The 25,524-nt window shown below is 44.9% G+C and carries 19 protein-coding genes and 1 pseudogene; 8 read left to right on the forward strand and 12 right to left on the reverse strand.

Annotated features, from left to right (window positions below; all coding sequences use genetic code 11):
- Positions 1-134 precede the first annotated feature (134 nt).
- Both egtD and hisS read left to right on the forward strand, forming a co-directional pair.
- Positions 135-1,100, forward strand: coding sequence for an L-histidine N(alpha)-methyltransferase (gene egtD / locus RIM23_RS19450; RefSeq protein ID WP_446368776.1), 966 nt, complete (start codon positions 135-137; stop codon positions 1,098-1,100).
- Between the two features lie 130 nt (positions 1,101-1,230).
- The gene (gene hisS, locus RIM23_RS19455; RefSeq protein WP_446368777.1) at positions 1,231-2,619 is read left to right on the forward strand and encodes a histidine--tRNA ligase; all 1,389 of its coding nucleotides are present in this window, start codon (positions 1,231-1,233) and stop codon (positions 2,617-2,619) included.
- A gap of 152 nt (positions 2,620-2,771) precedes the next feature.
- On the opposite strand, the gene RIM23_RS19460 is transcribed toward hisS, so the two are convergent.
- Positions 2,772-3,308 carry a peptidoglycan-binding domain-containing protein gene (locus RIM23_RS19460; RefSeq protein ID WP_446368778.1) on the reverse strand — a complete coding sequence of 179 codons (537 nt, stop codon included), beginning with the start codon at positions 3,306-3,308 and terminating at the stop codon, positions 2,772-2,774.
- 564 nt (positions 3,309-3,872) lie between these two features.
- Here RIM23_RS19460 and RIM23_RS19465 point away from each other — a divergent pair.
- From RIM23_RS19465 to RIM23_RS19480, 4 genes are all read left to right on the forward strand, one after another.
- Positions 3,873-4,802 carry a hypothetical protein gene (locus RIM23_RS19465; RefSeq protein WP_446368779.1) on the forward strand — a complete coding sequence of 310 codons (930 nt, stop codon included), beginning with the start codon at positions 3,873-3,875 and terminating at the stop codon, positions 4,800-4,802.
- 21 nt (positions 4,803-4,823) lie between these two features.
- Positions 4,824-5,744 (forward strand): DUF1822 family protein, encoded by a 921-nt coding sequence (locus tag RIM23_RS19470; protein ID WP_446368780.1) that lies wholly within the window; start codon positions 4,824-4,826, stop codon positions 5,742-5,744.
- Between the two features lie 24 nt (positions 5,745-5,768).
- Positions 5,769-8,009: a substrate-binding domain-containing protein gene (locus tag RIM23_RS19475; protein ID WP_446368781.1), complete on the forward strand. Its 2,241-nt coding sequence runs from the start codon at positions 5,769-5,771 to the stop codon at positions 8,007-8,009.
- Positions 8,010-8,425: 416 nt separating this feature from the next.
- Entirely contained in the window at positions 8,426-9,757 is a 1,332-nt protein-coding gene (locus RIM23_RS19480; RefSeq protein WP_446368782.1) for an RNA-guided endonuclease InsQ/TnpB family protein, read from the forward strand.
- On the opposite strand, the gene RIM23_RS19485 is transcribed toward RIM23_RS19480, so the two are convergent.
- The 8 genes from RIM23_RS19485 to RIM23_RS19520 form a co-directional block, all read right to left on the reverse strand.
- Positions 9,697-10,182: a chemotaxis protein CheW gene (locus tag RIM23_RS19485; RefSeq protein WP_446368783.1), complete on the reverse strand. Its 486-nt coding sequence runs from the start codon at positions 10,180-10,182 to the stop codon at positions 9,697-9,699. The genes RIM23_RS19480 and RIM23_RS19485 overlap by 61 nt on opposite strands.
- Before the next feature lie 341 nt (positions 10,183-10,523).
- The gene (locus RIM23_RS19490) at positions 10,524-13,958 is read right to left on the reverse strand and encodes a response regulator (protein WP_446368784.1); all 3,435 of its coding nucleotides are present in this window, start codon (positions 13,956-13,958) and stop codon (positions 10,524-10,526) included.
- A gap of 203 nt (positions 13,959-14,161) precedes the next feature.
- Complete coding sequence (locus RIM23_RS19495; RefSeq protein ID WP_446368785.1) at positions 14,162-17,032, reverse strand: methyl-accepting chemotaxis protein; 2,871 nt, start codon at positions 17,030-17,032, stop codon at positions 14,162-14,164.
- Between the two features lie 241 nt (positions 17,033-17,273).
- Positions 17,274-17,846, reverse strand: coding sequence for a chemotaxis protein CheW (locus RIM23_RS19500; RefSeq protein WP_446368786.1), 573 nt, complete (start codon positions 17,844-17,846; stop codon positions 17,274-17,276).
- A gap of 110 nt (positions 17,847-17,956) precedes the next feature.
- Positions 17,957-18,322 carry a response regulator transcription factor gene (locus RIM23_RS19505; RefSeq protein ID WP_446368787.1) on the reverse strand — a complete coding sequence of 122 codons (366 nt, stop codon included), beginning with the start codon at positions 18,320-18,322 and terminating at the stop codon, positions 17,957-17,959.
- A gap of 103 nt (positions 18,323-18,425) precedes the next feature.
- Positions 18,426-19,790 (reverse strand): response regulator, encoded by a 1,365-nt coding sequence (locus RIM23_RS19510; protein WP_446368788.1) that lies wholly within the window; start codon positions 19,788-19,790, stop codon positions 18,426-18,428.
- 734 nt (positions 19,791-20,524) lie between these two features.
- On the reverse strand, positions 20,525-21,145 hold the full coding sequence (locus RIM23_RS19515) for a 4Fe-4S single cluster domain-containing protein (RefSeq protein ID WP_446368789.1): 621 nt from the start codon (positions 21,143-21,145) through the stop codon (positions 20,525-20,527).
- 341 nt (positions 21,146-21,486) lie between these two features.
- The gene (locus tag RIM23_RS19520) at positions 21,487-22,287 is read right to left on the reverse strand and encodes a radical SAM protein (RefSeq protein ID WP_446368790.1); all 801 of its coding nucleotides are present in this window, start codon (positions 22,285-22,287) and stop codon (positions 21,487-21,489) included.
- Between the two features lie 165 nt (positions 22,288-22,452).
- Here RIM23_RS19520 and infC (RIM23_RS19525) point away from each other — a divergent pair, with 165 nt between their 5' ends.
- On the forward strand, positions 22,453-22,944 hold the full coding sequence (gene infC, locus RIM23_RS19525) for a translation initiation factor IF-3 (protein ID WP_446368806.1): 492 nt from the start codon (positions 22,453-22,455) through the stop codon (positions 22,942-22,944).
- 191 nt (positions 22,945-23,135) lie between these two features.
- Positions 23,136-23,627: a translation initiation factor IF-3 gene (infC, locus tag RIM23_RS19530; protein ID WP_446368807.1), complete on the forward strand. Its 492-nt coding sequence runs from the start codon at positions 23,136-23,138 to the stop codon at positions 23,625-23,627.
- 563 nt (positions 23,628-24,190) lie between these two features.
- On the opposite strand, the pseudogene RIM23_RS19535 reads toward infC (RIM23_RS19530), so the two are convergent.
- From RIM23_RS19535 to RIM23_RS19545, 3 genes and pseudogenes are all read right to left on the reverse strand, one after another.
- Positions 24,191-24,256, reverse strand: a pseudogene (locus RIM23_RS19535) (ParA family protein); the annotation flags it as partial.
- A 225-nt stretch (positions 24,257-24,481) separates the two neighbouring features.
- Positions 24,482-24,859, reverse strand: coding sequence for a hypothetical protein (locus RIM23_RS19540; RefSeq protein ID WP_446358656.1), 378 nt, complete (start codon positions 24,857-24,859; stop codon positions 24,482-24,484).
- Entirely contained in the window at positions 24,831-25,418 is a 588-nt protein-coding gene (locus RIM23_RS19545) for a Panacea domain-containing protein (protein ID WP_446358658.1), read from the reverse strand. The genes RIM23_RS19540 and RIM23_RS19545 overlap by 29 nt, the downstream gene beginning before the upstream one ends.
- Positions 25,419-25,524 lie beyond the last annotated feature (106 nt).

A 25,524-nucleotide genomic window follows, 5' to 3' on the forward strand; every position in this document is an offset into this window, starting at 1 on the left:
AGCCTAGTGGGCTAAATGTTTGGACTTCACCGGCATTTGCTCACTCACCCTCACTTGCAAAAAGGATCATTGGCAGTAGATGATAGGAGAGGAATCCACCCTTCAGGGTGGCTAGCATATTGAACGATAGGTGGATGAGTAATCTAGAGTTTTACGACTACAAGCCGCACCTGAGCAGCTTGCGCGAGGAGATATTCCAGGGTTTGGCTCAACCCCAAAAAGCGATCGCGCCCAAGTTCTTTTATGATAAACGGGGTTCGGAACTGTTTGATCACATCTGTGAGTTGGAGGAATACTATCCCACCCGCACAGAAATTCATCTGTTAAAAACCTATTGCTGGGATATTGCCCAACTTGTGGGTCAAGATTGCTTGCTGATCGAGTATGGTAGTGGCAGTAGTGCCAAAGTCCGCCTTCTGTTGGATGCCTTGCCGCACCTAGCCGGCTATATGCCCATCGATATCTCCCAAGAACACATGCTGCAAGCGTCAGCCGAACTAGCACAATCCTATCCTGACTTGGATGTGATTGCTGTTTGTGCGGATTATACTCAGGATTTTCAACTGCCACCCTACAGCAAAAAACCCGTCAATCATAAGCTAATTTTCTTTCCGGGTTCCACGATTGGTAGTCTTCATCCCCCTGAGGCACTCCATCTGCTCAAACAGTCGCGTTGTCTTTTGGATAAAGGCGATGGCATGTTAATTGGTGTTGATCTCAAAAAAGACTCAACTATTTTAAACGCCGCCTATAATGATGCCGAGGGAGTCACGGCTGAATTTAATCTACACCTATTGGAGCGGATTAATCAGGAGTTAAACGCTAATTTTGATTTATCCAATTTTCGCCACTGGGCTTTTTATAATCCAGATCAAAGCCGCATTGAGATGCACTTAGTCAGTCTCAAGGAACAAACTGTGATCATAGATAGGACACCGTTTCACTTTCGTCAAGATGAAACGATTCATACAGAAAATTCTTATAAATACAGCGTTGAAGAGTTCCAGGATATGGCAACTTATGCTGGATTCGAGGCTCAACAGCTATGGATAGATACTAACCATCTCTTCAGCATCCATTACCTAACAATTAGGAATTAGGGATTTTAATTGCTTGTTTCCCTAGAAGGGCGGGTTTAGTATAGTTATTGGTTTGTCGCTCTCATTTTATCGATAAAACCCGCCCCTACACCCCCGCTTCCCCTGTTCCCTGTTCTCTGTTCCCTGACAAATGACAAAAACTGACAAAATAAATTTTTCTTGTCCGAGTGGTTTTCCCGAATTTCTCCCAGGTGAAAAGCGTCTGGAGATGTATTTGATAGATACCATCCGCCAGGTGTTTGAGCGGTATGGATTCACACCCATCGAAACCCCTGCAGTTGAGCGGTTGGAAGTGCTGCAAGCCAAAGGAAATCAAGGGGATAATATTATTTACGGGCTACAACCCATTTTGCCCCCGAATCGCCAAGCAGAAAAAGAACAGGCGGGAGAAAGTGGTTCAGAGGAGAGAGCATTAAAGTTTGATCAGACGGTTCCCCTAGCCGCTTATATTGCCCGTCACCTGAATGAACTTCAGTTTCCCTTTGCTCGCTATCAGATGGATATTGTATTTCGGGGAGAACGGGCAAAAGCTGGACGCTATCGCCAATTTCGTCAATGTGATATTGATGTAGTGGGTCGTAATAAACTTAGTTTGCTCTATGATGCCCAAATTCCCGCGATTATTGCCGAGATTTTTACGGCGATTAATATCGGAGACTTTTTGATCCGGATTAACAATCGCAAAGTTCTCAGTGGGTTTTTTGAGTCGATTGGTTTGGATGAGAGCAAAATTATGCCCTCTATCCGCATTGTGGATGCCGCCGAGAAAATTGGCGAAGCTAAGGTTAAAAAAGCGCTCTTGGCTGAAGGGTTATCTGATGAACAAGTCGAGCAAATTCTTGCCTTTACTAAGATTCAGGGTTCGGTGGATGAAGTGTTGGCGCAATTGAACGCCATGCTTGAGGATAAAGCCGATGCTCAGGTATTGAAAACGGGCATTGCTGAACTGGAAACGGTGATTACAGGGGTACGGAATTTGGGGGTGAGCGATCGCGTGTTTTGCCTTGACCTCTCAATTGCCCGTGGATTAGACTATTACACGGGAACGGTGTATGAAACAACACTCGTTGGTCATGAAGCCTTGGGCAGTATTTGTTCAGGGGGACGGTATGAAGAACTTGTGGGAATGTTTGTTGGGGATAAAATGCCAGGAGTGGGCATTTCCATCGGTTTAACTCGGTTGATGAGTCGGCTGATTCAAGCCGGGATGCTGGAGTCTTTCTCATCCACACCCGCTCAAGTGCTGGTGGTGAATATGCAAAGTGACTTGATGCCCCTGTATTTAGACGTATCTCAGAAACTGCGTCAGGCGGGAATTAGTACAATAACCAGTTTTGACGAGCGTTCTGTGGGCAAACAGTTACAGCAAGCTGATAAACGGGGAATTCCCTTGTGTGTCATTATTGGCTCTGAAGAAGCAGCCGCTCAACAATGCGGTTTGAAAAACCTGACAACCGGGGAGCAAATTGCTGTCAATATAGAGCAGCTAGCTGATGAGGTGAGCAAGCAATTAGCCTAAGCATTCCTGTAGAGACGCGCCATGGCGCGTCTCTACAGTGGCGCGTCTCTTTGTAGCATAAATTACAGACAATTTGCTAATCATCCGAATTAGGTGTGATTACTGGATTACTGTTGCTAGCGATCGCGTATTTCCGAAAAATGAACCATGAACTACACTGCCACCAAAGCGTCTTGATAACGGTTATGGAGTAAACTGACATGAGCCTGACTAAGAGCATACCAGGTTTGCTCACCGACCACTCCATCTACCAGTAAGCCATGACGTTTCTGGAATAATCGCACAGCGTGTTCTGTTTGTTCGCCAAAGTCACCATCAATTGGCGCTGAATAATCCTGAGTCAGATGCAGCACCCACTGTAAAGGAATCACCATATCATGTCTGCTACCTCGATTGAGTACAGGCATATTAACCGGGGCGCCGTGATAAAGGGCTTGCCATGTTAGGGAATCGACAATACCATCAGCTTTGAGGAACATACTTTGCTGAAATTCCATCACAGCATCATGGACTGAGCGATCAAAATACCCCCCCATGGGACCGGTGTAGGTGCCGCAATGAGCCAGAAGCTTTTGCAGTTCTAAAACCTCAGCTCCCACCGAACCCAGTTGCAGTATGGGTTTGCGAACCGATGATTTAGCGGTGAGTCTAACCTTTGATGTCGTTTCCGGATTAAAAAGCGCTTGCATAGTACAGTCCTCATAAGTTTAAGTACTGGACGCCAGGAAATAAATTTCCGGCTTAAAGCTAAAGTAAGCTAAAGCTTACTTCTCAACTTAATCCTACAGTAGGTTTAACGGAAGGGAAATTACACAAAAGCGATCGCGCCTGAGTGGGAAGGTTCAAGTACGCGATCGCTTAATCAAATTTAACGGATTTTATCTGTGTAGCTGCGGTTACTCAAACAGAAACTCTACAACCCTAGTCATTTGCCTAAATCCAATTGTAAATGTAAAGATTTTTAACAAAAACTGACCTATTGCGTAAAATCTTCCCCCTCAGCCAGAGTGATCAGGTGAACGGTTAAACTGTTGCGATTCGCCGACGCCGGTTTAGTCTTTATTATCAGGAAATGAAGTAATCAAATTTATTTTACAGGTTGAGTTGATGAGGCACTAGATAATTCAGTTGGCTCAGGACATTGAAGAGAGTAAACTTAGATAATCATGAGGGATAAAAATGTATGAGATCGTCAGATTGAAGCGAACAAAAGAACGGATGAATAAAAAGCACTTAGAAAAGGAGATTAATAGATGTCTAATACATCTCAAAAAAATGAATTACTTAATTTACTTCTTGACGCGAAACAAACTGTCCCAGGAAGTATAGAGCGAAGGCAAACTGTAACCAAACTGGTTGATCGAATCCTGCGATCGCGCCCAATATGCCGTCCGCTAAAAGACCAACCCCTATCTAATGCTTGCCAAGACATTTATCAAGCCGCACGCCAGCAAATTTTGGGTACTCTGTACTCAGATATTGACTGTTACAATCCTGAAAATGAATCCCTAAGACAATGGGCAAATATAAGGATGCGGGAAGCCTTTCAAGAAATACTCACTGACAATCGTCTGAAACAGCTAGCTCTAGAAGCAAAACAATATCAAACCCAAACACAGCAACGCCAATATCTCTTAACTGAACTGGTTAATGCGATTCAACTATCTCGGAGACTTATCCGTCCTCATCGAGGTGAACTAAACAGTGATTTTTATAACATAATTTATGATGATGCCGTCAATCGAACCTTGCTTTATGTTTTCCAAAAAATTGACTTATATGACCCGGAACGAGGGAATGGGGTATTTATGAATTGGGTTAACTTTAGACTGGATAGAACATTAAGAGATATTCGAGCATCTTACCAGATTACCCAAGACGAGCCGATTGCGATCGAAGAAATAGATAATCTGGGAACAACTGAGGTGGCTCCCACGACATTTGAAATCATCATGCATTATATAGAACGTGATCCCGATGAAATTTTTCAACGGGAATTGATTCAAAAATATCCCAACGCCAGCTTTCAAGCTATATTTTTAGCGAAACGCATTCAGGGTAAAAGCTGGAAAGAGATTTCACAAGACTTGGGAATTCCTGTGACAACCTTAAGTAGTTTCTATTGGCGCTGTATTCAACGGTTTGCCCCAAAAATTAGACAGTACGTCCAAGACTGCGCGTAAACCTAAAAAGGAGAAAAAGCCATGATTACTATTAATAATAAAGTTAAGCTAGGTTGGCAAGTTCATCAAAAAGCCAAACAGTTTCGTCAACACCAATCCACGCCGTTCAATTTTGTCAACGCCCAGCAGGTTTATCTGAATACCTTAGCCGTGTATGCGGTGAATGACTACCTCAAGCGCCAAGGAATAGAGACAGACTTGACGGAAAGTGATAGCTGGGACCCATTAATGCAGTCTTTAGTCAATATTGCCGATTTAAAGGTTAAACGGCAAGGTCAATGGGTAAAATTAGAATGCCGTCCTGTATTCTCGGATACAAACTTTGTTTACATTCCAGCAGAAGTTTGGGAAGATAGGATTGGCTATGTTGCAGTAGGGATAAATGAATCCCTCACAGAAGCAACATTACTCGGTTTTACTCCAACCGTGACAACGGAGGAGTTATCCCTTAGCCAGTTCCAATCTCTGAATGATTTGCTCAAGTGTCTTACACCCAAAAGTGAATCATTACCTCTAGTTAACTTAAGTCGATGGTTTGATAATATCGTGGCAGAGGGTTGGCAAACTGTTGAAGCTTTACTCGGTACACCAGACGTTAGTCTAGCATTCAGAAGTATCAATCCGGCGACGGTTAAGCGGGGGAAAACAATTCAACTGAAAGACCACAGTCTAGCACTTATACTCGACCTGAATCAAGACAATGAACAAAATATTCGCATCCGTGTCAAGGTTCGTTCCTTAGGGAGTAACACCTCTTTACCCGAAGGGATCACCCTCAGGGTACTGGATGAAACAGGAGAACCTTTTCTAGAAACTCAAGCTGGAAAGGCGGATAGTTCCATTCAAACTAAACCCTTTCAGTTTATTGAACAACCTGAAGAAAAATTTACGGTTAAAGTGGTGCTAGGGGAGGAAAGTATAACGGAGAATTTTTTAATTTAAACTGAGGGAAGCAGGAACATAACTATGGGTAAAGTCGTTAAACTTAATCTAGAACATGGGGATTTTAGCCAAGGGTTTCAGATTACCCTAGAAATTAGCGACGATAGTTTTCCGCACCGTCAAATCCGAACGGGTGGTAGTTTACCCGCTAATTTACAGGTTTGGGCAAACTATGATAATTGGCAGAAAACTTATCGCCGCTTAGAAACAGCGTTCAGACGCCCGGTTATTTTAGATGATGAAACTGAATTACTTCCCCCTGTTTCTGCTGACGAATGTCAAGTTTTATTTGAAACCCTAAAAGGCAGTATTAATCATTGGCTTAGCGCTGAAGAGTTTCGCCGTGTCAAAGAGCAATTACTTAGAGAGTTAGACGAAGAAGAAGAAATTCGCGTCATTGTCCGCACCAGTGAATATAACTTACGGAAATTACCCTGGGATGCGTGGGAGTTTTTGGATGAGTTTCCCAATGCGGCTGTGGCGATTAGTCCGACAGAACATGATGTAGGAAATCCGGTTAAACCGAAAAGTAAAGTCAGAATTTTGGCAATTTTAGGCAATAGCCAGGGAATTAATATTGCCAGAGACAGAGGTTTACTGGAAAATTTACCCCAGGCGGATGTCCGCTTTCTGGTTGAACCGCAACGTCAAGAATTTGAAACTCTGTGGAGTGAAGAATGGGATATTCTTTTCTTTGCGGGACATAGTTACTCTCAAGGAGATGGCGATTGCGGTTATATTTATATCAATCAAACCGAGAAGCTAGCCATTAGCGAGTTGAAAAATACCCTAAAAAGAGCGATAAAGAAAGGGTTACAACTGGCGATTTTTAATTCCTGTGATGGCTTAGGATTAGCGAATGAGTTGCAGCGGCTGAATATCCCGCAAATGATTGTCATGCGGGAACCTGTACCGGATAAGTTTGCTCAGGAATTTTTGAAATATTTTCTGGAATCGTTTTCTAGTGGCAAATCGTTATATAGTTCAGTACGAGAAGCACGGGAAAAACTCCATGACTTATCGGATATTGAGAGAAGGTTTCCGGGTGCAAGTTTGTTACCTGTAATTTGCCAAAATCCCACAGTTTTACCAGTAAAATGGGAGAATTTTTTGGCAAAGGCAAAGCCTGAGACTGAATCAGGGGAGTCGATTGAACCTCCAGTTTTATCTGAAGATAAAGAGACATTAGCCAAACAGATTTCTCTGAAAAAGTCAGCGAATGGAGATAAATCTCTTAAGGTTTCACCCCCAGCAAAAAAGCCAATGGGTAAACTCATAGCTATTGGACTTTTGGGGGGGGCGATTTGTCTTTCAGCCATCAGTGGTTGGTTATGGTGGAAACGCCCTATTTGTTCATTGAGCGATAGTCGGATACCCTTAATGATTAATATTCCCCAAGGACAACTCTTTAACTATGGGGGAAGTACAACTTGGGTTCCTATTGCTCAACCCTTTCACGAACAGCTCAAGACAGCCTTGCCCGATTTTAACCTCAATCCACCTAAGTATAGTGGTTCAGTTGAGGGAATTCAACAGGTATTGGGAGGCTATTTTGCGTTCAGTTTATCCTCTATCCATCTGCAAAAAAAAGATTTAGCAGAGGCTAGACAGCAAGGCTATGAACTGATTCAGAAGTCGGTAGGGATTGACGCGATCGCAGTCGGGGTAAATCCTCAACTCAATGTTCCTAGCTTAACCCTAACCCAGCTTAAAGATATTTATATCGGAAAAATTCGTAACTGGCAACAAGTGGGGGGTTCAGATTTGCCAATTACTCCCTACTCCCGCCAATCTGATCAAGGTGGAACAGTGCGATTTTTTACCGATGCGGTTTTAGGAGGACAACCGTTTAATACCCAAATTGTCCAATTTGTTAGTTCGACAACCACGGGAATCGGTAAAGTTAGTAATGATCCAGGGGGTATTTACTACGCCTCAGCACCGGAACTTGTCTCTCAATGTGGAATTCGTCCTTTACCTTTGGGACTTCCGGGAAAGGCTCCAATTGCTCCCTATCAGGGTGACTTAGTTCCACTGGAGTCTTGTCCTCAGCAGCGCAATGAGATTAATTTCGCCGGATTCAAAAGTGGAGAGTATCCCTTAACTCGAAACTTATTTGTGATTATCAAAGATTTTCCCGGCGAGAATAATACTCAAGAACAAGCGGGGAGAGCGTATACTAATTTGATATTAACGGGTAAGGGTCAAGGGATGGTAAAAGAACCTGGATATGTTCCTATTGTTCAGGCTTGTCCGTCGCCCTAGGGGAGCAGGGGTTGTAGAGACGTAGCATGCTACGTCTGGGAGCTGGGGGAGATGTTAGCTGTTCAGTTATTTCTGCATTCTTGCACTAGAATGCAGATGGCAGATAACAGAAGCTTCCAGGGGGTAAAATGAAAAAGTCCTCAAGTAATCTATTTTAATCGCCTGAGCTATAACTGCAAGCAGCCCTGCGCTCTACCGAAGGTGAGCGTCAGGAACAATTGCGGGTTTGTCGATGGGGTTCAATACCCCGCAGACAAACAAACTCCGAATGTATTGACGGAGTACATCGCTCCCTTGTTCTTTCGGTAATACGGCAGAATTCATCGAGGTGTTGCTTTTCAATGTCAGAGATTCGTAGAGAGATGTTCTTCATGTGTTGCATATAGATAGGATTGATTTCGCGATACAATTATCCCATGAGAACCGCCTACCAGTACCGATTAAGATTGACGAAACAGCAACAAGCCACGGTTGATAAGTGGATCGAACTTTGCCGTAGTCAATACAACTATCGGCTGGCAGAGCGGTTTAATTGGTGGGAACAAAATCGTTGTGATGTTAATGCCTGTCCCCTGGTTTGCCATCTACCAGAACTAAAAGACCGACCCGATTTCTACTCACAGAAACGGGATTTGGTTAATACCAAAAAGTTGTTTCCTCAATATAAAGAAATCCCCTCTCACAGTCTACAAGATGTAATTGCGCGAGTGGAGAAGTCATTTGAGCGATGGCTCAAGGGAGACGGTAATGGCAAAAGAAGTGGCAAGCCTAGATTCAAGGGAGTTGGGCGTTATCGTTCAATCACCTTTCCTGATCCAGTTAAGTCACAACACATCAAAGGTCGGTTTATTCAACTTCCGAAGATTGGCGAGTTGAAAATGATTTTGCATCGTCCCTTGCCGGATGGGTTCAAGGTCAAAACATCTACCATCGTCAAGAAAGTTGATGGGTATTACATCACACTGTCACTACAAGATGATTCCGTTCCTGATGTAACTCCCGAAACTCCAACCTGGGAAAATACTATCGGGATTGATATGGGGCTGAAGTCTTTCTTGGTGACGGATTCCGGGGAAGAGGTGGAGATTCCGCAGCCTTACCGGAAAGCGGAAAAGCGTCTGAAAAAGTTGCAACGTTCCCTATCTCGCAAAAAGAAAGGTTCTAATCGTCGAAAGCAGGGGATTAAACGAGTTGCCAAGGCACATTTAAAGGTTGCCAATCAGCGCAAAGATTTTCACTATAAAACGGTTAAAAAGCTTTTATCTCAAGGAAAGAATGTTGCTCATGAAAAGTTAAATATCAGAGGTATTGCCAGAACAAGATTAGCAAAATCAACTCATGATGCTGGATGGGGTCAATTCCTGCAAATTCTTTCAATCAAGGCTGAAAGAGCCGGATTGTTAGCAATCGCAGTGAATCCAAACGGCACGTCTCAAAACTGTTCAGGTTGTGGGGTTAAGGTGACAAAAACATTATCAGACAGGATTCACTCTTGCTGTGAATGTGGGTTAACGATTGACCGTGACCATAACGCAGCAATAAACATCAAGTATTTGGCGGTAGGGCATTCCGTCAATAAAGCTCAGGTAACGTCCTATGGGATACCAGGAGTCACTGAGAAGCCCGCGCTCTATGCTTGCCGCATGAGCGTCGGGAGTATGTCACTAGAAAGGAGCTTACATTTCACTCAGGTTGGCAACAGCAACTCAATATCTAATAAAAAGATGGTTTTTGTTCCCGAATCTTGAGGAATCACCGCCACATGACGGGCAATATTAACCGTATCAGAACGACGATATGATTCCGGTAAAAGCCGAATTGCTGAAAGTGGCACATCTATTAAAATAGGCGCTTCAGCGACGGGAATACCATAGAGTTCACCGATTTGATTTTGCATAGTTACCAGATATCCTCCTCCTTTGGCGGCTTCCGGTAAGCTCTCTTTGAAAAAACGCTGATATAAATCAATTACCGTAATGTCTTCTTCGCCAGAATGAGTAACTCCCACCTGATTCATCCCACTCCCATGAACAGGGGCGCGATTCAAAATTTTGTAGACGGATTCAATGGGTAAGGCTAGATACAGTTTCCCTAGAGTAAAATGAATTAATTTTAATACCTTTGTCGTCTTTTGTGAAAGAGCAGGTTGCTTTTCGTTCGATTGATTGTTCATTACATTACTCTTCATAACCAAAACCCTTCTTTAGACAATAAAAATTACAGTGGGTGGATAAGCTGCAATGCATTTACAGCACTTTCCGCTCTTATGGGATACCTTTGATCCCCCTCGCATCCCCCTTAAAAAGGGGGACTTTAACGTGTCGTAAACTCGGACGCCAGGAAATAAATTTCTTACCTTTAAGCTCAAGTAAGCTCTAGCTTACTAAAATCAAGGATTTTAACCCGTTTTAACAGGTTTAAGCTTTTAGCCCGTAGACGCGGAGCGGCTTCTCTTCGAGTACTTTAGTTCAGGACTTAAGTCAGCGCTAATCACAAAGGACAAAGAACGAATGACTAATGACAAACAAGACTATTTTCGTGGATAATATCTTTGAGCGAGCCGACAAACTCTTGTTCTAAATAAGGCTTAGTGAAATACCCACTCGCCCCCAACTGCATCGCTAACCAGCGATGTTTTTGACTGCTGCGAGAGGTTAGCATAGCAACGGGAACCCTCGACAACTTCGGATCTTGACGCCGTTGACTGAGAAACTCAAACCCATTCATATTCGGCATCTCAATATCACAAACCACCAACTGCACCGATGCACTTTGCTGCAACTGGTTGATCGCCTCTCGACCATCCCGCGCCTGTAACACCCGAAAACCCGCCCGTTCTAGAGTTAGCGCTAAGGTTTGCCGCAAAGCCACCGCATCATCGACAATCAAAATTGTCGGTACTTGTACCATTGTGATGGGAGTGGTGGTATCCCCTGAACTAATCACCGTACCTGGAGAAGCATCCTGACGCACAGGAGTCGCCGTTGGCGTCGTCGCTCCATGGACAAATTCCAACAGTGCAATACCATCAACCACCGGAATTACCGTCCCATCCCCCAAAATCGTACAACCGTAGGTATAACTAGGAGGAGAAATCGCCCCACCAAAAGGTTTAATCACCAATTCTTGTTCCGTCACCAGACGCTCAACTTCCACAGCAAACACCTGCTGATCCTGACGCAGTATCAGCATAGGTAACTCCCACGTCTTTGGCGCCGCCACTGAACTTAAGGTTTGACTCGTCAAGCTATCGGGTAAGGGACGCTGATATTCCAACAGTTCACCTAATCGATAGGTTGTTATCAATTCTCCCCGCCAATGAAGAAACCGTTGCGCCCCGGATTTTTTAACTTGGTTGGCTTTAGGAATAATAATCTCTTCGATACTGTCAGAGGGTAACGCCAGCACCGTCGAACCGACGAAACAGACTAATAATTTAGCGATGGTTAGGGTTAAAGGTAGACGTAAGGTAAACGTCGTACCGCCTCCCGGCGTCGAAGTTACAGAAATTTTACCTTTAAGCGATCGCAGCTGGGTTCGTACCACATCTAAACCAACCCCTCGTCCCGATAACTCACTCACTTGCTGGGCGGTAGAAAATCCTGGCTCAAAAATATATCCCCACAAACTCCCCTGGGACGTCGTCGCCAATTGTTCACTAGATAACAATCCCAACTCCACCGCCCGACGCCCAATCCGTTCTGCATTTAAGCCTTGACCATCATCCCGAACTTCAATAATTGTTTGACTCCCCTTGTGATAAGCGCGAATTTCAATCTGTCCCGATTCCGGTTTCCCCCCTTGACGCCGGATCTCAGGAGACTCAATTCCATGATCAAAGGCATTTCGGAGTAAATGCAGCAACGGATCAGAGAGTTTTTCCAACACCGCTTTATCAACCAAAACACCTGTTCCGGTTAATTTCAAATTCACCCGTTTGTGATATGTATTAGACAGTTCCCGTAATACTCTAGGAAACCGATTCAACACCTCCCCAATCGGTAACATCCGCGCCCACATCAGCTCATCCCGCAAGTAGTTGATCACCTTCAGCTGCTGTTGGGTGGTTTGATCAGATTTCTTAGCAAACAGGGCGATATCGTCAACGGCTTCTTCAAGCTGCACCATTTCTTCTAAGATCCCTTGGATTTGGGAATAGAGAACGCCGTAGCTATCCATTTCCAAGGAGTCAAAGTCTGCTAATGTCTTTAGCGTTACATCCGTGGAGTGATCAGAATGGTGAAGTCCGAGCGATCGCACATCACCACTTTTAGGAACGCGACGATCCATTTGAGCATAACCCGACATCATCCCATAACTGTACCGTTCTGGCGCGACCAGTATTTTATCCGATACATGCTGCAATTTATTCACAATCTGCCCAAATCGAGCAAATCGATCTAGCAATGCTCGCGCGGCTACCTGTAATTGCTGATTCTGGAGTGATAAACCATTGCGGTTAATCGCTAATTCCCCAACCAAGTTATTCATCCGTTCGAGTCGATCTAAATCCACCCGCACGGATAGATTAGGCGTGGGTGATGGTGAACGAGGGCGCGTGGATTCAACGGGATTGAAACTCGTATTCGGTTCGGGTATCAAAGAGGGAGACTGGGCGATATGACGTTCACCCGATTGGCTCTTAACTAACGGATTCCCCTGAAATAGGGTTAATTGTGACGCCTCTTCCAGGGAGGGAAGTTGATCAAAAACTTGCTCAATCGATTGAATGGCAAAATCCAGGTTGAGCGGTGCGGCGGGAACTAATGCAGAGGTTTCAGGTACGACATCCGGTTCGACTTCCGTAATGGTTTCGGGAGTAGCCAGGGAGTGATCCTCAGTTTGGTTGAACAAAGATGTCGCTTGCTCAACCCATTCTGTATCTAAAATCTCCTGAGAATCAGGATTACCAAAAATATCCTCTAAAGAAGGAACTGATAATGTAGATTCTGCTGTGGCTGGCAGGGTATAATGTTCAGTCTCTTGAGAAAAGAGTTCAGCCAGCAATGGAAGCGTTTCGGGTGAAGATGCGATCGCATCGTCTTCTGTAAATGCTTCAATCGGTTGCACGGCGAACTCTGGAGCTTCAACGGAAACGTCTGTGAAGGGCAATCCTAATCCCCAATCACTCTCCTCCCACTCACCCGAAGCCGTTGCTGGAGATTTAGCGAGGGCGACTAATGCTTCACCAGGATTTCCTCCCGTCGTCTGTTCACCGGAGAGAACAGCTTGACGGCTGAGTTCAAAATCAGCCAGTGCCAATTTTGTAATCTCTACAGCCCTTTGGGGGTGAGCCTCTAACGCCTGTTGTGCCGTTTGTGCGATCGCGCCAAATCCGGGCAGGTTTAAGAACTCAGCAAATCCAGCAAAAACGTCAAGTTGGGCGCGTAATTCTCCCGCCACTTCATAGTCTTGAGGATTTTCCACCACCGTAGCCAGGCGTTCCAATCCTTCGGCGACATCGACTTCAAAAATAGATACCGCCATATTGATCCCCAATTCGGCGGAACTGGGCATATAATAATTATCCGCCTGCGTCAGGGCATCTCCCAATCGTGCCTCAATTTGGTCAAAAATGGGAGTCCCTGTGGCTAAAGCTGCTTGAGGATCAAAGTAACCCGTGGTAATTTGCGATTTCAGGGGCAAACTCAGGCAGTCATAAGCTTGCAGCAGTTTATTTTCTAGCTCAATGTCAATCTCTACGGTATCACTATAGAGTGCCTTGAAGATATTTTCCAAGCGGTGAGCTAGAGTCGCGATCGCCTCTAATTCTACACTGGCTGCGCCCCCTTTTAGCGAGTGGGCGGCTCGCATTAATTCGTGAACTTGGGCAGTAGTGCGCTCATCTTTTAGATTTAATAACCCGGTTTCAATGATCTGTAAAAGTTCCGGGGCTTCGGCAATAAAAAACTGATAGGCTTGGTCACGAATATCGGGATTGATTGCCATGGTTTTTCCTGGTTTATTGGTTATTTATGAACGGTGTGTTGGGCTCTCGCATTCGCGTTGTAATTTCGACAGAAAACCGATCAATCTAGGCGCGAATGCGAGAGCCCCTACGAAACGAAACGAAACGAAACGAAACGTCGCGAATATCGGGATTAATTGGCGATCACCCTAAATTCAATCAACAAATGACAAATGACAAATGATTAACTCAATTTAAACTGACCCACTTCTTCTTGTAACGCTTGCGCGACTTGTCGGAGTTGTTCAAATGAGTAAGATACGTCACTGGCTCCTGTGGATGTGTGTGCAGCAATGTTTGCTACTTTTGTCATGGTTTCAGTTACAGATTCAGCGGCTTGTGTCTGAATGAATGTGGCATCTGTAATGGCTTCAACGAGTTTACTAATCTTGGCGGATACGGTGGTAATTTGGTTCAGGGAGGCGCGGGTTTCATCTACGAGTTTTGTACCCATAACTACCTGTTCTGTACCTGCTTCCATTGCGGTTACCACCTCGTTAGTTTCCGCTTGAATCGCCGCCACAAGCTTTTCAATTTCACTCGTCGCATCGGCTGACTGTTGTGCCAGCGATCGCACTTCGTCGGCAACCACCGCAAACCCTCGTCCTTCTTCCCCGGCGCGGGCTGCCTCAATGGAGGCGTTGAGGGCGAGCAAGTTGGTTTGGGCGGCAAAGGTGCTAATCAGGTTAACGACGGTGGAAATCTTTTGTGAGGATTCACCCAAGTGTTTGACTTTTTTCGCCGTTTCTGCTACTGTTTCGCGGATAGCGAGAATCCCGTCAACAGTACGGTTCATCGCCACGTCTCCTGCTTGTACCATTTGAGACGCTTCTTGCACAGCAGTTAAGGCTTGTTCAGCGTTATTCGCGACCATTCGCACCGACTGAGCCATTTCCTGGGCGCGGTCAAGAGCGACGGAAATTTCTTCGGCTTGGTGCAGCGCTTCTTCTGCCAAGGATTGAACCGCAACTTCATTAAAGCTCGTGGTTTCAGCCACTTGACCCGCCGCCGCTTGCACCTGGTTAACGATTTTCCGCAGGTTAGCAACGGTAGCATTATAGGAGTCCGCGATCGTACCAATTTCATCTTCCGTGACTCGTGCGCGAATGGTTAGGTCACCTTTACTAATCGGGTCTACTTCCTTGAGCAGTTCCAAGGCTCGGTGTTGCAAACCTTCTTTCAATTGACGCTGTTCTTCCGCCAGGTTTCGCGTTTGGTCAAGTAGAGTAAGTCGGTCAAGAGACAGTCGCATTTGGTCGGCTAAGCGTTGGAGGAAATCGATTTCCTCTGGCTGCCATGGGTGGGAGTTCTGGCAGTGGTGAACGCTGAGCAAGGCAAAGGGTTGACCTTGAGAGAGCAGTAAAACATCTAGGGTAGACTTGACTTCTAGATGTTCCATAAACTTTAACTGTTCAGCCGATAACCCAGCGGCGGTAATATTGGTGATTGCCACAATACCGTCATCGCTGTGAGTGGCAAGCTGTTTTGGCGACAGGGGGGGATGTTTGATATTGCTATTAAACGCATGAAACTGACCCGGCGTCACGGATTCAGCCATAACTTCGCCACTGCCGTCAGGATTGAGACGATAGACAATCACCCGATCCGCTTTATAGATTTTGCGAGCATTAATCACCGCGATATCAAAGATATCTTGGATCGCTTGGGCGTCAAAGGAACGGACACTGGTAATTTCTGCCAATAAGTTTGCCTTTTCTGCTGCCAAGGTTTGTTGCTGCACCAAAGTTCCGAGCTGTTGAGCCATGTCGTTGATGTTTTTACCCAAGACAGCCAGTTCGTCTTCCCCAGCCACGTTTAAACGGGTATCCAAGTCTCCCTGACCAATTTTGGTTACCGCGTCGGCGGCACTCACAATTGGAGTTGTAGCGCGGTTGGCAATGGCGGCGGCTACCGCTGACACCAGCAAAGCGGTGAGCGCTGTACCACTAGCTAGAGCGAGAAGTAACTGTCGCTGCGGTTCAAACGCAATCTTGGTTGGCGTGGCTACAGCCGCACTCCAGGGAAGTTTTGGCACACCTTCAAGTTCGTGTAAGGGAGCATAAGCTAACAAGTCTTGACTGTTATCAATCGTGTCAGTTGTCACCGTACTTCCTGGCTTGCCTGCAGTTTTCAATTGCTCAAAGTGAGCAAACACTTCTGCGGCATTCTTTTGCTGCTTATCCGGCTGGTTGGATACGAAAATTTCAGGCGTTTCTTCAGACAAGTCAATTAGGTGGTATTGGTCACCGCCAGCGCCGAAATTGGAAACCAAGTCATCAAGAGCTTCCACAGGCATACGAGATCGAATAGTGCCAATGGTTTTACCCGTGACTTGATCTTTAACGGGTGCAGCAATGTGGATCACAAACTTCCCACTGGAATCAGAGATCCCAGGGTTGCCAATATAGGGTTGATCCAGTTTGAGGGCGGCTTGAATGTAATCGCGATCGCTGTGGTTACCTAAAGGCTCTCCCTGAGACTGTACAATCACATTGCCATTGAGATCAAACACGGCAATGCTGTCATAGATTTTGTAAAATTCGATGTAGTTGTCCAGAGTGGTTTGTTTTTGAGCCAGGGTTGTTGATTCAACCAGTTTGGGATCAGTGAGAACTTGCAGACTCGCCATAACCTGAATATCCCCGTAACGTTCCCGCATGAAGCGAATCACCTTATCTTCCATCCCTTCAGCCCGGGCGATTTTCGCTTCGGCAATTTCTGTAACAACCGCTCGGTCAGCAAAATAGTAGGCGGTGATTCCAGTCACCAGTACGGGAAGCGTACCAATCAGGATTGCCACAGCCGTGGCTTTATTTCGCAGATTCAGCCGTTGCCACCAAGAGGTTGATGAATGTTGTGTGGGAATAGTTTGATTCTTTGCCTTATAGCCTCCCCCATCAGGTTCTAGTCGTTTGAGAGCGTTTGGGGTTGGAGTCGAGAGGCTGTGAGCAGAAAGGGGATAATCCATGAGTGCTGCGCCATCATCACTAGATGTCAGCTTGGAAATAGCACCGTTATTCTTGGCGGAATTTGTGTTGGGTGATGTTTGAGTCATGATATGAACCTCATCGTTGAACATCAATAGGGTAGAAAGGATAGTACTCAACTGATCCGCAAGCCAAAATAAAGCCTTGCGTTTGGTTAAGCAATACCGGATAGGTTATGAAATTAAGCAGAATTTTTTTGGGCGATAGTTGTCAGCCGTCTTCAATTGGCTGCTTTTGAGAGATTTTTGATAGACGCCAATCGTAGTTAAAACATGCTTCTCGAATAGCAAGTAACACAAATGACAAAATCTACTGAGTTTTGGGCATCGCTTCGGTAATGGCTGTACCATCGAGAACGGCTAACATCTCACCCGTGGATTTCACCCAATATCCCCGCAAAAATGGAGCAAGTTCGGGAGTAACGGGAGCAGAGGGTGGGGATTGAATCCCATCGGGGTTGCACCACTCCATATCTTCGACACGGTTTACCACAAGTCCTAGTATCTGACTTTTGACTTGGGTAGAGGTTTGTGACGGGGAAGGAGTATGTAACACAATTGCCGTGTAATTTGAAGCACCGGTTATCTGCTGATACCACGGCGTGAGTCCGACTAAATGTCCGATATCCACCATCCAAAGAATCTCACCCCGCCAGTTATAAACACCCATAACCCAAGGGGGTGTATGAGGGATGGGGACAATCTGACCCATGGGAATATTCAACACCTCAGTTAACTGACGAACGGACAACAAAGCGGTTGTATCCGGTAGCAGATGAAACCGCAAAAACTGTTCTGTTTCACTCGCTACAGACGCAGGCGATCGCAGCTGGATCTGCATGGACGATGAGAAGAGGTTTTGGGTTGATAAAGTGTCAGACATGGTCAGGAACCGTTTTGTTTGTAGTAGGCACTTTAGTGTTTGTAGTAGGCACGCTTCGTGCCTTATGCTTGACTTACCAGCACTAAAGTGCTGACTACGAACCGTTTTAATTAGGTGCGAATGAGCTGTTTAACAGTGCGGACGAGTTCGTTTTGATCAACGGGTTTAGCTAGGTAAGCATCTGCTCCCTGTTTCATTCCCCAAAACTTATCCATTTCACCTCCTTTTGTCGAACAAATAACGACAGGAATATTGCTGGTTTCAGCCGCCGTTTTTAATTCGCGACAAACTTCAAAACCACTGCGACCCGGTAGCACGATGTCTAAAATAATCACATCCGGTTTTTGCGTGCTAATTTTAGTCAGAGCCTCTTCGCCACTATAAGCGACCAAGACATTGATCCCACCTTGCTGTAAGCAACTGGTGATAATTTGCATATCCGTTGAGGAATCTTCAACAACTAGAGCTGTTCCCATGGTAATTACCTAATGAATACAAAAGAAATTGGTCAATGATAGTTAGTTTCAGACTCACGTCAATTCATCGCATTACTAACCCTGAACGATGAACAAGCAACAATCAATAAACACCCTGTTTTATATGCTTGTGGAGTACAGTGAGCAAATCTCTAGAACTTAAAGGTTTGCTCAAGAAATCCGATGCACCAACAAACTTAGCGTGAAGTCTATCCGCTGCCCCATCTTTTCCGGTCAAAAAAACAATCGGCGTTTTTTGGAAACAGGACAGTTTGCGTAATTGAGTGCAAAGCTCATATCCATTTACATTTGGCATCACCAAGTCTAAAAAGATTAGATCCGGTTTTCGTGCCAAAAGAGTTGGAATGGCTCGCAGGGCATTTTCCACACCAATAAATCGGTAACCTGCCGCCCCGATTACTTTTTCCATGGTGTGAATCACCCAACGACTGTCATCTACACAAGCAACCAGGGATTTAGTTGCATCTACGTTTGCGCTTTTGAGTGGTATTTTCGGCAGGTTGGCTTTCCCAGAGGTGGGGGCAATACCCGTGGGATAAGCTTTAACCTTCTCTTTCCCTGGCTCTGCGAGGTGGCGTGGCGAGACGTGCCGTGGCGAGACGTGCCTTGGCTCGTCTCTACATTTTTCTCGGCTTTCTTGCTTGTCAGCACCAACATTTTCTCTATGCCTTGCCGTATTGGGGGTGGGTGCTGTTAAATCGGGAATGTTACTTAGTTCTACCCAGCCTAATTCCAAGTAAGGGATTAACGCTTGGGCAATATCCACAACATGCCGACGCTGTTTTACCGCTAAGTCAAGCAATGTATGTTGTCCGTCGAGTAGGTTAGTTAATGTTTGGTAAACCTCGACGGAACGGTTTTTGCGTAACTGTTCCGGTTGTTTGATCACGGGGGCTTGATTAGGAGAATAATCCGCAAGCTGGGCATTCTGCCAAGTCTGCCACAAAGATTGTACCTGTGCGATCGCTTGATCAATTTCAATCAAAACCAGTTTCGTGGGTAACGAATAATTATGCTGGATTTGATGGGTTACTTGCTTCGCTTGCACGAGATCGAACACAACCTCAGTAAGCACAGCACGAATCATGTTGGCAGCTTGTTCTGGAGTGATTCGTCCCTGCTTGACCCATAGAGACAATAGCTGATAGTCCCAGCATATTTTGGAATTAATACTGGCTAAATCACGCCGAATTGTATCAGGATGAGTCAAAATTTGAGGACAGTGAATGGCTAAATTGCGTTGCCACCGTCTCACAGGATGAACTCCTCCTGTGGCATAAAGGATACCGCCCAGGTACAAAAAAAAGATCCATTGGTGTCCCTTTGGATCGTTCAACACCAGTTCACCACTAAACTGAAATCGCTGCAAGGTTCTAAGAGACCGAACTTGCTCTAGGGAAGAGAGCGTTGGAGTTGAGATTACAGAGGGAATTTGTCTAGCCGTCATCGGTTTCTTGCTATGACTAAGGGATTAACAAAAGCCGGAAATGTCTAATAGTGTCGGTGTTTTATACCCGCGTTAGACTTCAGCCGCTTTTGCAGGGAACAATTAAGCTTGGAGTCCTTCAGCGTTGTGCCACAAATTATTTGGCGCATTCAGTTATCCAAAACTTTAGAGATTCAAAATTAGTCAATCGCGAGTGGTAGAGGTCCCTACGTGGGTCAACTCTTTTCGGGGAGAATAAGATGTGCAGTTGTTTGGTCTGCGACTGGTCACTCCTGATCGGCTAAGAGTTGAGGTTTTAGATATTGTCTTACACGTTAGACAATCTGTCATACAGACTAACTTACTTTCCCATGTTTGTCTAGAGGAATCGGAGCTGAAGTGACTATTTGAGGTAAGTTTTAGACAAAGCTTTACAAAAGACTCCGTTTCCTAAAGTTCCGGTTAATCCTTCGTCAGAATTTATTGAAAATAATAGGTAAATTAACTCAGTCTATAATTCTCCTTAACCTCGACACTTGATTTCAATGGGGTGCAAGTTCAAGGATTTAAAATAGTAAAAATTTTATCTATTCAAGAGATTATTTATAATTCAACAAATTAAATTTTTTCGGGGTATTATTAATATATCTTTACATCAAAAGTATTGGCTTGGCGGTTAAAACCGCAGCTACACAAACTTGCACCCGCCGACGCGGGTTTCAAAATCCTTGATCTTCCGTTATGACAAATGACATCTAGCCTTCGCTCAAATTCATCTGACCTCGAAATCCTGTAACAATGCGGCTACCATCTTTGAGGATATGAATCTCCATTTGATCAGAAGCCCAGGTAATTTGGTCTTTTAATGCGGGATTAAATACACGGACGCGCTGATTTCGAGATGAGACGGGTGAATCGGGGGAATTAATCGCTAAGGATTCGACAAAGGGACCATCGACTAAAATATCGAGTTGTCCTAATAACTCTTGTGCGCCTGGAGGTGCATCAGGTGATTGCAGTTCTCCTAAAGTAAATCCACTAAATGACATAACATTTAACCCCGCCGCTTTGAGTTTCTTAGCTAACTGCGCTAGGGCTGGCGCTTGCCAAAAAGGTTCTCCACCAGAAAAGGTGACTCCTTGATTACGGCGATTGGATAAAATTTTATCCGCTAATTCATCAACACCGATTAACTGATTAATTTCAAATGACCAGGATGCTGGATTGAAACAGCTAGGACATTCTCGGTTACACCCTTGCACCCAAACAACAGCGCGACAGCCAGGACCATTCACTTCTGACTCGTCAACGTACCCCATAATATTTAGATATCCAGGGGGAATATCATTGGTCATTCGTTCTTTGTCATTGGTCATTGGTCTTTTGTCCTTTGTCAAAGATTTCCACAACGCTTTAACTCAATCGGGGCGGGTTTAGTTGCATCTCTTGTGAGGTCAGAAACGATAATAGTGAAAAGAGCCCCTACACCCTTCAGGGCGGGTTTTGAACAAAATGTTATCATTAACAGTCCCTAAACCCGCCCCTACACCCTTCAGGGCGGGTTTTGAATAAAATGTTATCATTAACAGCGAGACGAAAGTCCCTAAACCCGCCCCTACACCCTTCAGGGCTGGTTTTGCACAAAATGTTATCATTAACAACGAGACGAAAGTCCCTAAACCCACCCCTACAGACGTGCCATGGCACACCTCTACACTCAACGGGGAGCGCATCGAACCGGGATATTGGTCTCATCTTGTATTTTAGTGGCAAAGGCTTGTAAGACATCCCCACTAACTCGCTTGAGTTGTTGTACAGGATAGGAACGTGATGCAGTGGGGGTGTGATTACCACGTCCATCGAGTTGATGAGTTAAGGGTTTAGGACGGGTGGGGGTGTTGAGTTGAATTTCATCGGGATGTAGCGATCGCACTAACTGCATGTAAGTTTCTTGACTGGGCTGATTTGGTGGGGTTAACAGCATCGTTTGTATTCCTATATGTCCTGGATACCCCTGACGAAATTCCTGGATACCTGTCCAGATTTTGAGCCAATCAAGTTCCACTACAGGACGATTGACACGCCGTAGTTGATCTTGATTCACAGCATCTAGTTTAACTGAGACTTTATCCGCCAAAGATAACGCCGCCTGCACGTCTGGATTACCTAAAAGTGTGCCATTTGTCAAGACCAAGACAGGTTTGTGAGTAATTTCCTTAACCTGGGAAATAATCTCAGCCAGGTTGAGGGCTAGAGTTGGTTCACCATTACCACTGAGGGTTACCACATCTACATCCCAAGGGGCAAAAGCTTGTAAATCTTGGATAATTTTTTCGGTAGGGACAAAAACTTGACCTTGGCTGGTGCGGACTTGAATTTCTCCTAACTGACAATAGACGCAGTTAAATGAGCAAGTTGATTTGAGTCCAATGGGATCAATCCCTAGCGATCGCCCGTAGCGCCAAGAGTCCACTGGACCATAGACGGAGGTAAATGTGGCGGTTGATTGAGTGGTCATAATTTTTCCTCCTGTATTAGACGAGGATTCCTCACATCGGTTGCGAGGAGATGTTTTCTCTATTGTCCCCTATTCACCACCGGACATGGTGTGAGTTGGTTTGGGTTGCGCTATCCTAAAAGAGGAGTTAGCTAGCCGCAAATGGAGTTGTAGGAGGAAGGTATTATAACTAGCAAAGACAAGCAACGAATCAACCGTCAAATCAAGTCTCCTCAGGTTCTGTTGATTGATCACGAGAATAACAATCGCGGTTTGATCGATACTCGTGAGGCTTTACAACTGGCTAAAGATGTAGGTCTGGATTTGGTGGTAGTCTCTGAGCGTAAAGAGGCTCCCGTGGCAAAAATATTGGACTACGGTAAGCATCAGTACCAACAGAAGAAACGCCAGCGCCAGAGTTCCAAGCCAACGCTCAAGGAAGTGAAACTGCGTCCAAATGTGGGCGAGTCCGATTACAGCTTACGCATCAACAGAGCTGTTGAGTGGTTGAAAAAAGGCGATTCCGTGAAGTTTCAGGTGCGTCTGCGGGGTCGGGAACATCAACATCGCGATCGCGCCACAGAACTGCTGGAGCGGGTGGTGACTGATCTGGGTGAAGTTGGCAAAGTTCAGTCTTTTGATCGGCGGGCGCTGGTGCTTCAGATTGTTCCATCCTAGATTAGTGTTACCGTGTGGGTAACGCTGTTGCAAAAAAAGCCCCCGCGTTTTAACCGGGGGAATGTCAATGCTGAGGTCTAATCGACCATCACCTTTGTCAAACCTTAGCGGGATGTGAGGTGATCAGGATTGGGTTACCCTTGTAGGAGTTAGCCCATAGGATATTCTATTGAACTTAGGAGGAAAGTCTTATCGCTAAGAAACAGAAACAACTGATGAACCATAAAATCAGATCACCTCAGGTTTTGTTGATTGACCATGAAAATAACAATCGTGGTTTGACTGATACCCGTGAGGCTCTACAAGTCGCTAAGGATGCAGGACTTGATTTAGTAGTCGTCTCTGAAACTAAAGACGGTCCCGTGGCGAAGGTTTTGGACTACGGGAAACATCAGTACCAGCAGAAAAAGCGTCAACGCCAAAGTTCTAAACCAACGCTTAAGGAAGTGAAATTGCGTCCGAATGTTGGTGAATCCGATTACGGCTTACGCATCAAAAGAGCGCTAGACTGGTTGGATAAAGGTAATTTAGTTAAGTTTCAGGTGCGTCTGAGAGGTCGAGAACATCAGCATCGCGATCGCGCAAACGAACTGCTAGAGCGTGTGATTGCAGATCTCGGCGAAGCGGGGAAAGTCCAGTCTTTTGATAAGCGATCGCTGATTGTTCAGGTGGCTCCCGGCTAGATTAGCCTTTCACTCACAGATAATATCATTTAGATTATTATAGAGACGTTGCATGCAACGTCTCTATAATTGTTTGGTTGTCTGGTTGAGGATGTGCGTAAATACTCACGCGCTGACCGAGAACTAGGGATACAAGCCTCGTCCTTTTATGTCAAACTAACTTATGATCAAGTACAGATAGCTTAATGACCAGAAGTCCACGATATGATCCAGCACAGAAGCAACTCACTTAGGTGAACAGGTTTTTCCCGAAGCATGTCCTTACACTCCAGAACAAATCATGAATCCTGAATTCCTACCGGAGCCGAATCAGGTTGATGGTCAAGGGGAGTAAATGAGCCACCGACAATAAGAAGATTTCACGTTTCATTTCGCCAAACTATAAATACGGTTCTTCCGGACTTATTATGCTGGCATTGCCTCAGACGACGCCCAAAAACCTTGTTAAGGGTTTTTGGGCGTTATTTTGAGTTAAATTAGACTGTTGAGGCATAAAATCACGGTATAACTAGATCTGGAGCCATTTTAACTAACAGTTTGGCATAGTAAGTCCGGAAGAGCCGATTAAATGTGGTTGTAGTCTTACTGACTCCACCTTTGTGATTAAAGAAGGCAATTTTTTGAACCATTGCACTTACCGTCTCTTAGTTGTCCAGCTTTAGACTTTAGTATAGCTTAAGCCTGACTCTTCCGGACTTACTCTGCAAAATGGTTAGTTTCAAGGACTCCCATGCTAGCTCTACCTAGGTTTTATGCCCCAATAGTAACCTAATCAGCACAGAATTGAGATACAAAGCCCTGCTAAAATGGAATTAATGGCGAAGTAAAGAAAAAAGCAGAAGAATATTCAAAAGTTAACAGTCTAGAATTTCCTTAATAACACTTTGTATATCTCGGTCGCCAGGACGTTTGGTAAACTGCTCATGACTATAAATCCAAACAGGTTTGACTATGCAGGTAGTCGTATTGACTAAATACATCAATCTGATTTGTCCGGAAGCCCCTTTGGAAATCCTAAACTCTAACTTGTGAAATGTCCATCCTTCTGTTAATTTAATCTTTCCCGGCAACGGTTCATTTCGGGAGTTTCTGGGATACTGATCTTCAGTTAAATCTTCTAAGATGTCGGCGACAAGCTCAACAAAACTAGCGCCATGAACTTTGGCAAGTTTCTTGAAAGAACGTTTGAAATTATCGGATTCTTCAATCAAGAATTGACTTGAGCCAGTCACGCACTTCTCCTTTCTGAATGCGATTTGGGCATTGTGAAGTCTGAACATCCGTCAGAATTTTGGACATTACCGACTCATACGCAGGATTGTCACGTTCTATGACATCGAGCTTTTGATGACCGAGTTCTTTCATATCCTCTCGCAGAATGGGTTCAGTTGAACTTGCTTCAGGTGGTAATCCCCTGCGAGCTTTGCGCCAAGGAAACTCGAAGTGAGTCATGCCACTCAGTCGATAGGCATGATAGCTACCGAAATATTCCCACGTTTCTTTTAATAGCTCTTGCTTGTCATCAGGTATCTGTAACAAGAATTCTTGGGTAGGAATGGGTAATTGTTCAGCTTCAAATTTACTATAAAATCTATAAGCAGGAGGACAAACAGGACCGTACCGCCATGCTTGGATTTCCTCATCAAACAATGGCTCATCGTACAAGGCTAAATGTAGACTTTGTGCATAATACAGAAGCTTTTGAACCTTCATATTGGTCATTTCAGCTTCTATACCGTCCTCGTATGCTCTGACAATGAAGTAGCGAGCTGCATTGAGACAATCGATCATAGCCCAGACCCGCAAATTAAAACAATCTTAAAGCAAACATACATACTTAGTATTATAGTCGAAGTCTATGTTTATGTAGTACATAATTACTATTTTATTGACAGTG

This window comes from Coleofasciculus sp. G3-WIS-01, assembly GCF_040223135.1.
Classification (GTDB): Bacteria; Cyanobacteriota; Cyanobacteriia; order Cyanobacteriales; family Coleofasciculaceae; genus Coleofasciculus.

Coding starts and splice junctions, on each gene's coding strand:
- egtD (WP_446368776.1), top strand. CDS start 135: ATGAGTAATCTAGAGTTTTACGACTACAAGCCGCACCTGAGCAGCTTG.
- hisS (WP_446368777.1), top strand. CDS start 1,231: ATGACAAAAACTGACAAAATAAATTTTTCTTGTCCGAGTGGTTTTCCC.
- RIM23_RS19460 (WP_446368778.1), bottom strand. CDS start 3,308: ATGCAAGCGCTTTTTAATCCGGAAACGACATCAAAGGTTAGACTCACC.
- RIM23_RS19465 (WP_446368779.1), top strand. CDS start 3,873: ATGTCTAATACATCTCAAAAAAATGAATTACTTAATTTACTTCTTGAC.
- RIM23_RS19470 (WP_446368780.1), top strand. CDS start 4,824: ATGATTACTATTAATAATAAAGTTAAGCTAGGTTGGCAAGTTCATCAA.
- RIM23_RS19475 (WP_446368781.1), top strand. CDS start 5,769: ATGGGTAAAGTCGTTAAACTTAATCTAGAACATGGGGATTTTAGCCAA.
- RIM23_RS19480 (WP_446368782.1), top strand. CDS start 8,426: ATGAGAACCGCCTACCAGTACCGATTAAGATTGACGAAACAGCAACAA.
- RIM23_RS19485 (WP_446368783.1), bottom strand. CDS start 10,182: ATGAACAATCAATCGAACGAAAAGCAACCTGCTCTTTCACAAAAGACG.
- RIM23_RS19490 (WP_446368784.1), bottom strand. CDS start 13,958: ATGGCAATCAATCCCGATATTCGTGACCAAGCCTATCAGTTTTTTATT.
- RIM23_RS19495 (WP_446368785.1), bottom strand. CDS start 17,032: ATGACTCAAACATCACCCAACACAAATTCCGCCAAGAATAACGGTGCT.
- RIM23_RS19500 (WP_446368786.1), bottom strand. CDS start 17,846: ATGTCTGACACTTTATCAACCCAAAACCTCTTCTCATCGTCCATGCAG.
- RIM23_RS19505 (WP_446368787.1), bottom strand. CDS start 18,322: ATGGGAACAGCTCTAGTTGTTGAAGATTCCTCAACGGATATGCAAATT.
- RIM23_RS19510 (WP_446368788.1), bottom strand. CDS start 19,790: ATGACGGCTAGACAAATTCCCTCTGTAATCTCAACTCCAACGCTCTCT.
- RIM23_RS19515 (WP_446368789.1), bottom strand. CDS start 21,145: ATGACCAATGACAAAGAACGAATGACCAATGATATTCCCCCTGGATAT.
- RIM23_RS19520 (WP_446368790.1), bottom strand. CDS start 22,287: ATGACCACTCAATCAACCGCCACATTTACCTCCGTCTATGGTCCAGTG.
- RIM23_RS19545 (WP_446358658.1), bottom strand. CDS start 25,418: ATGATCGATTGTCTCAATGCAGCTCGCTACTTCATTGTCAGAGCATAC.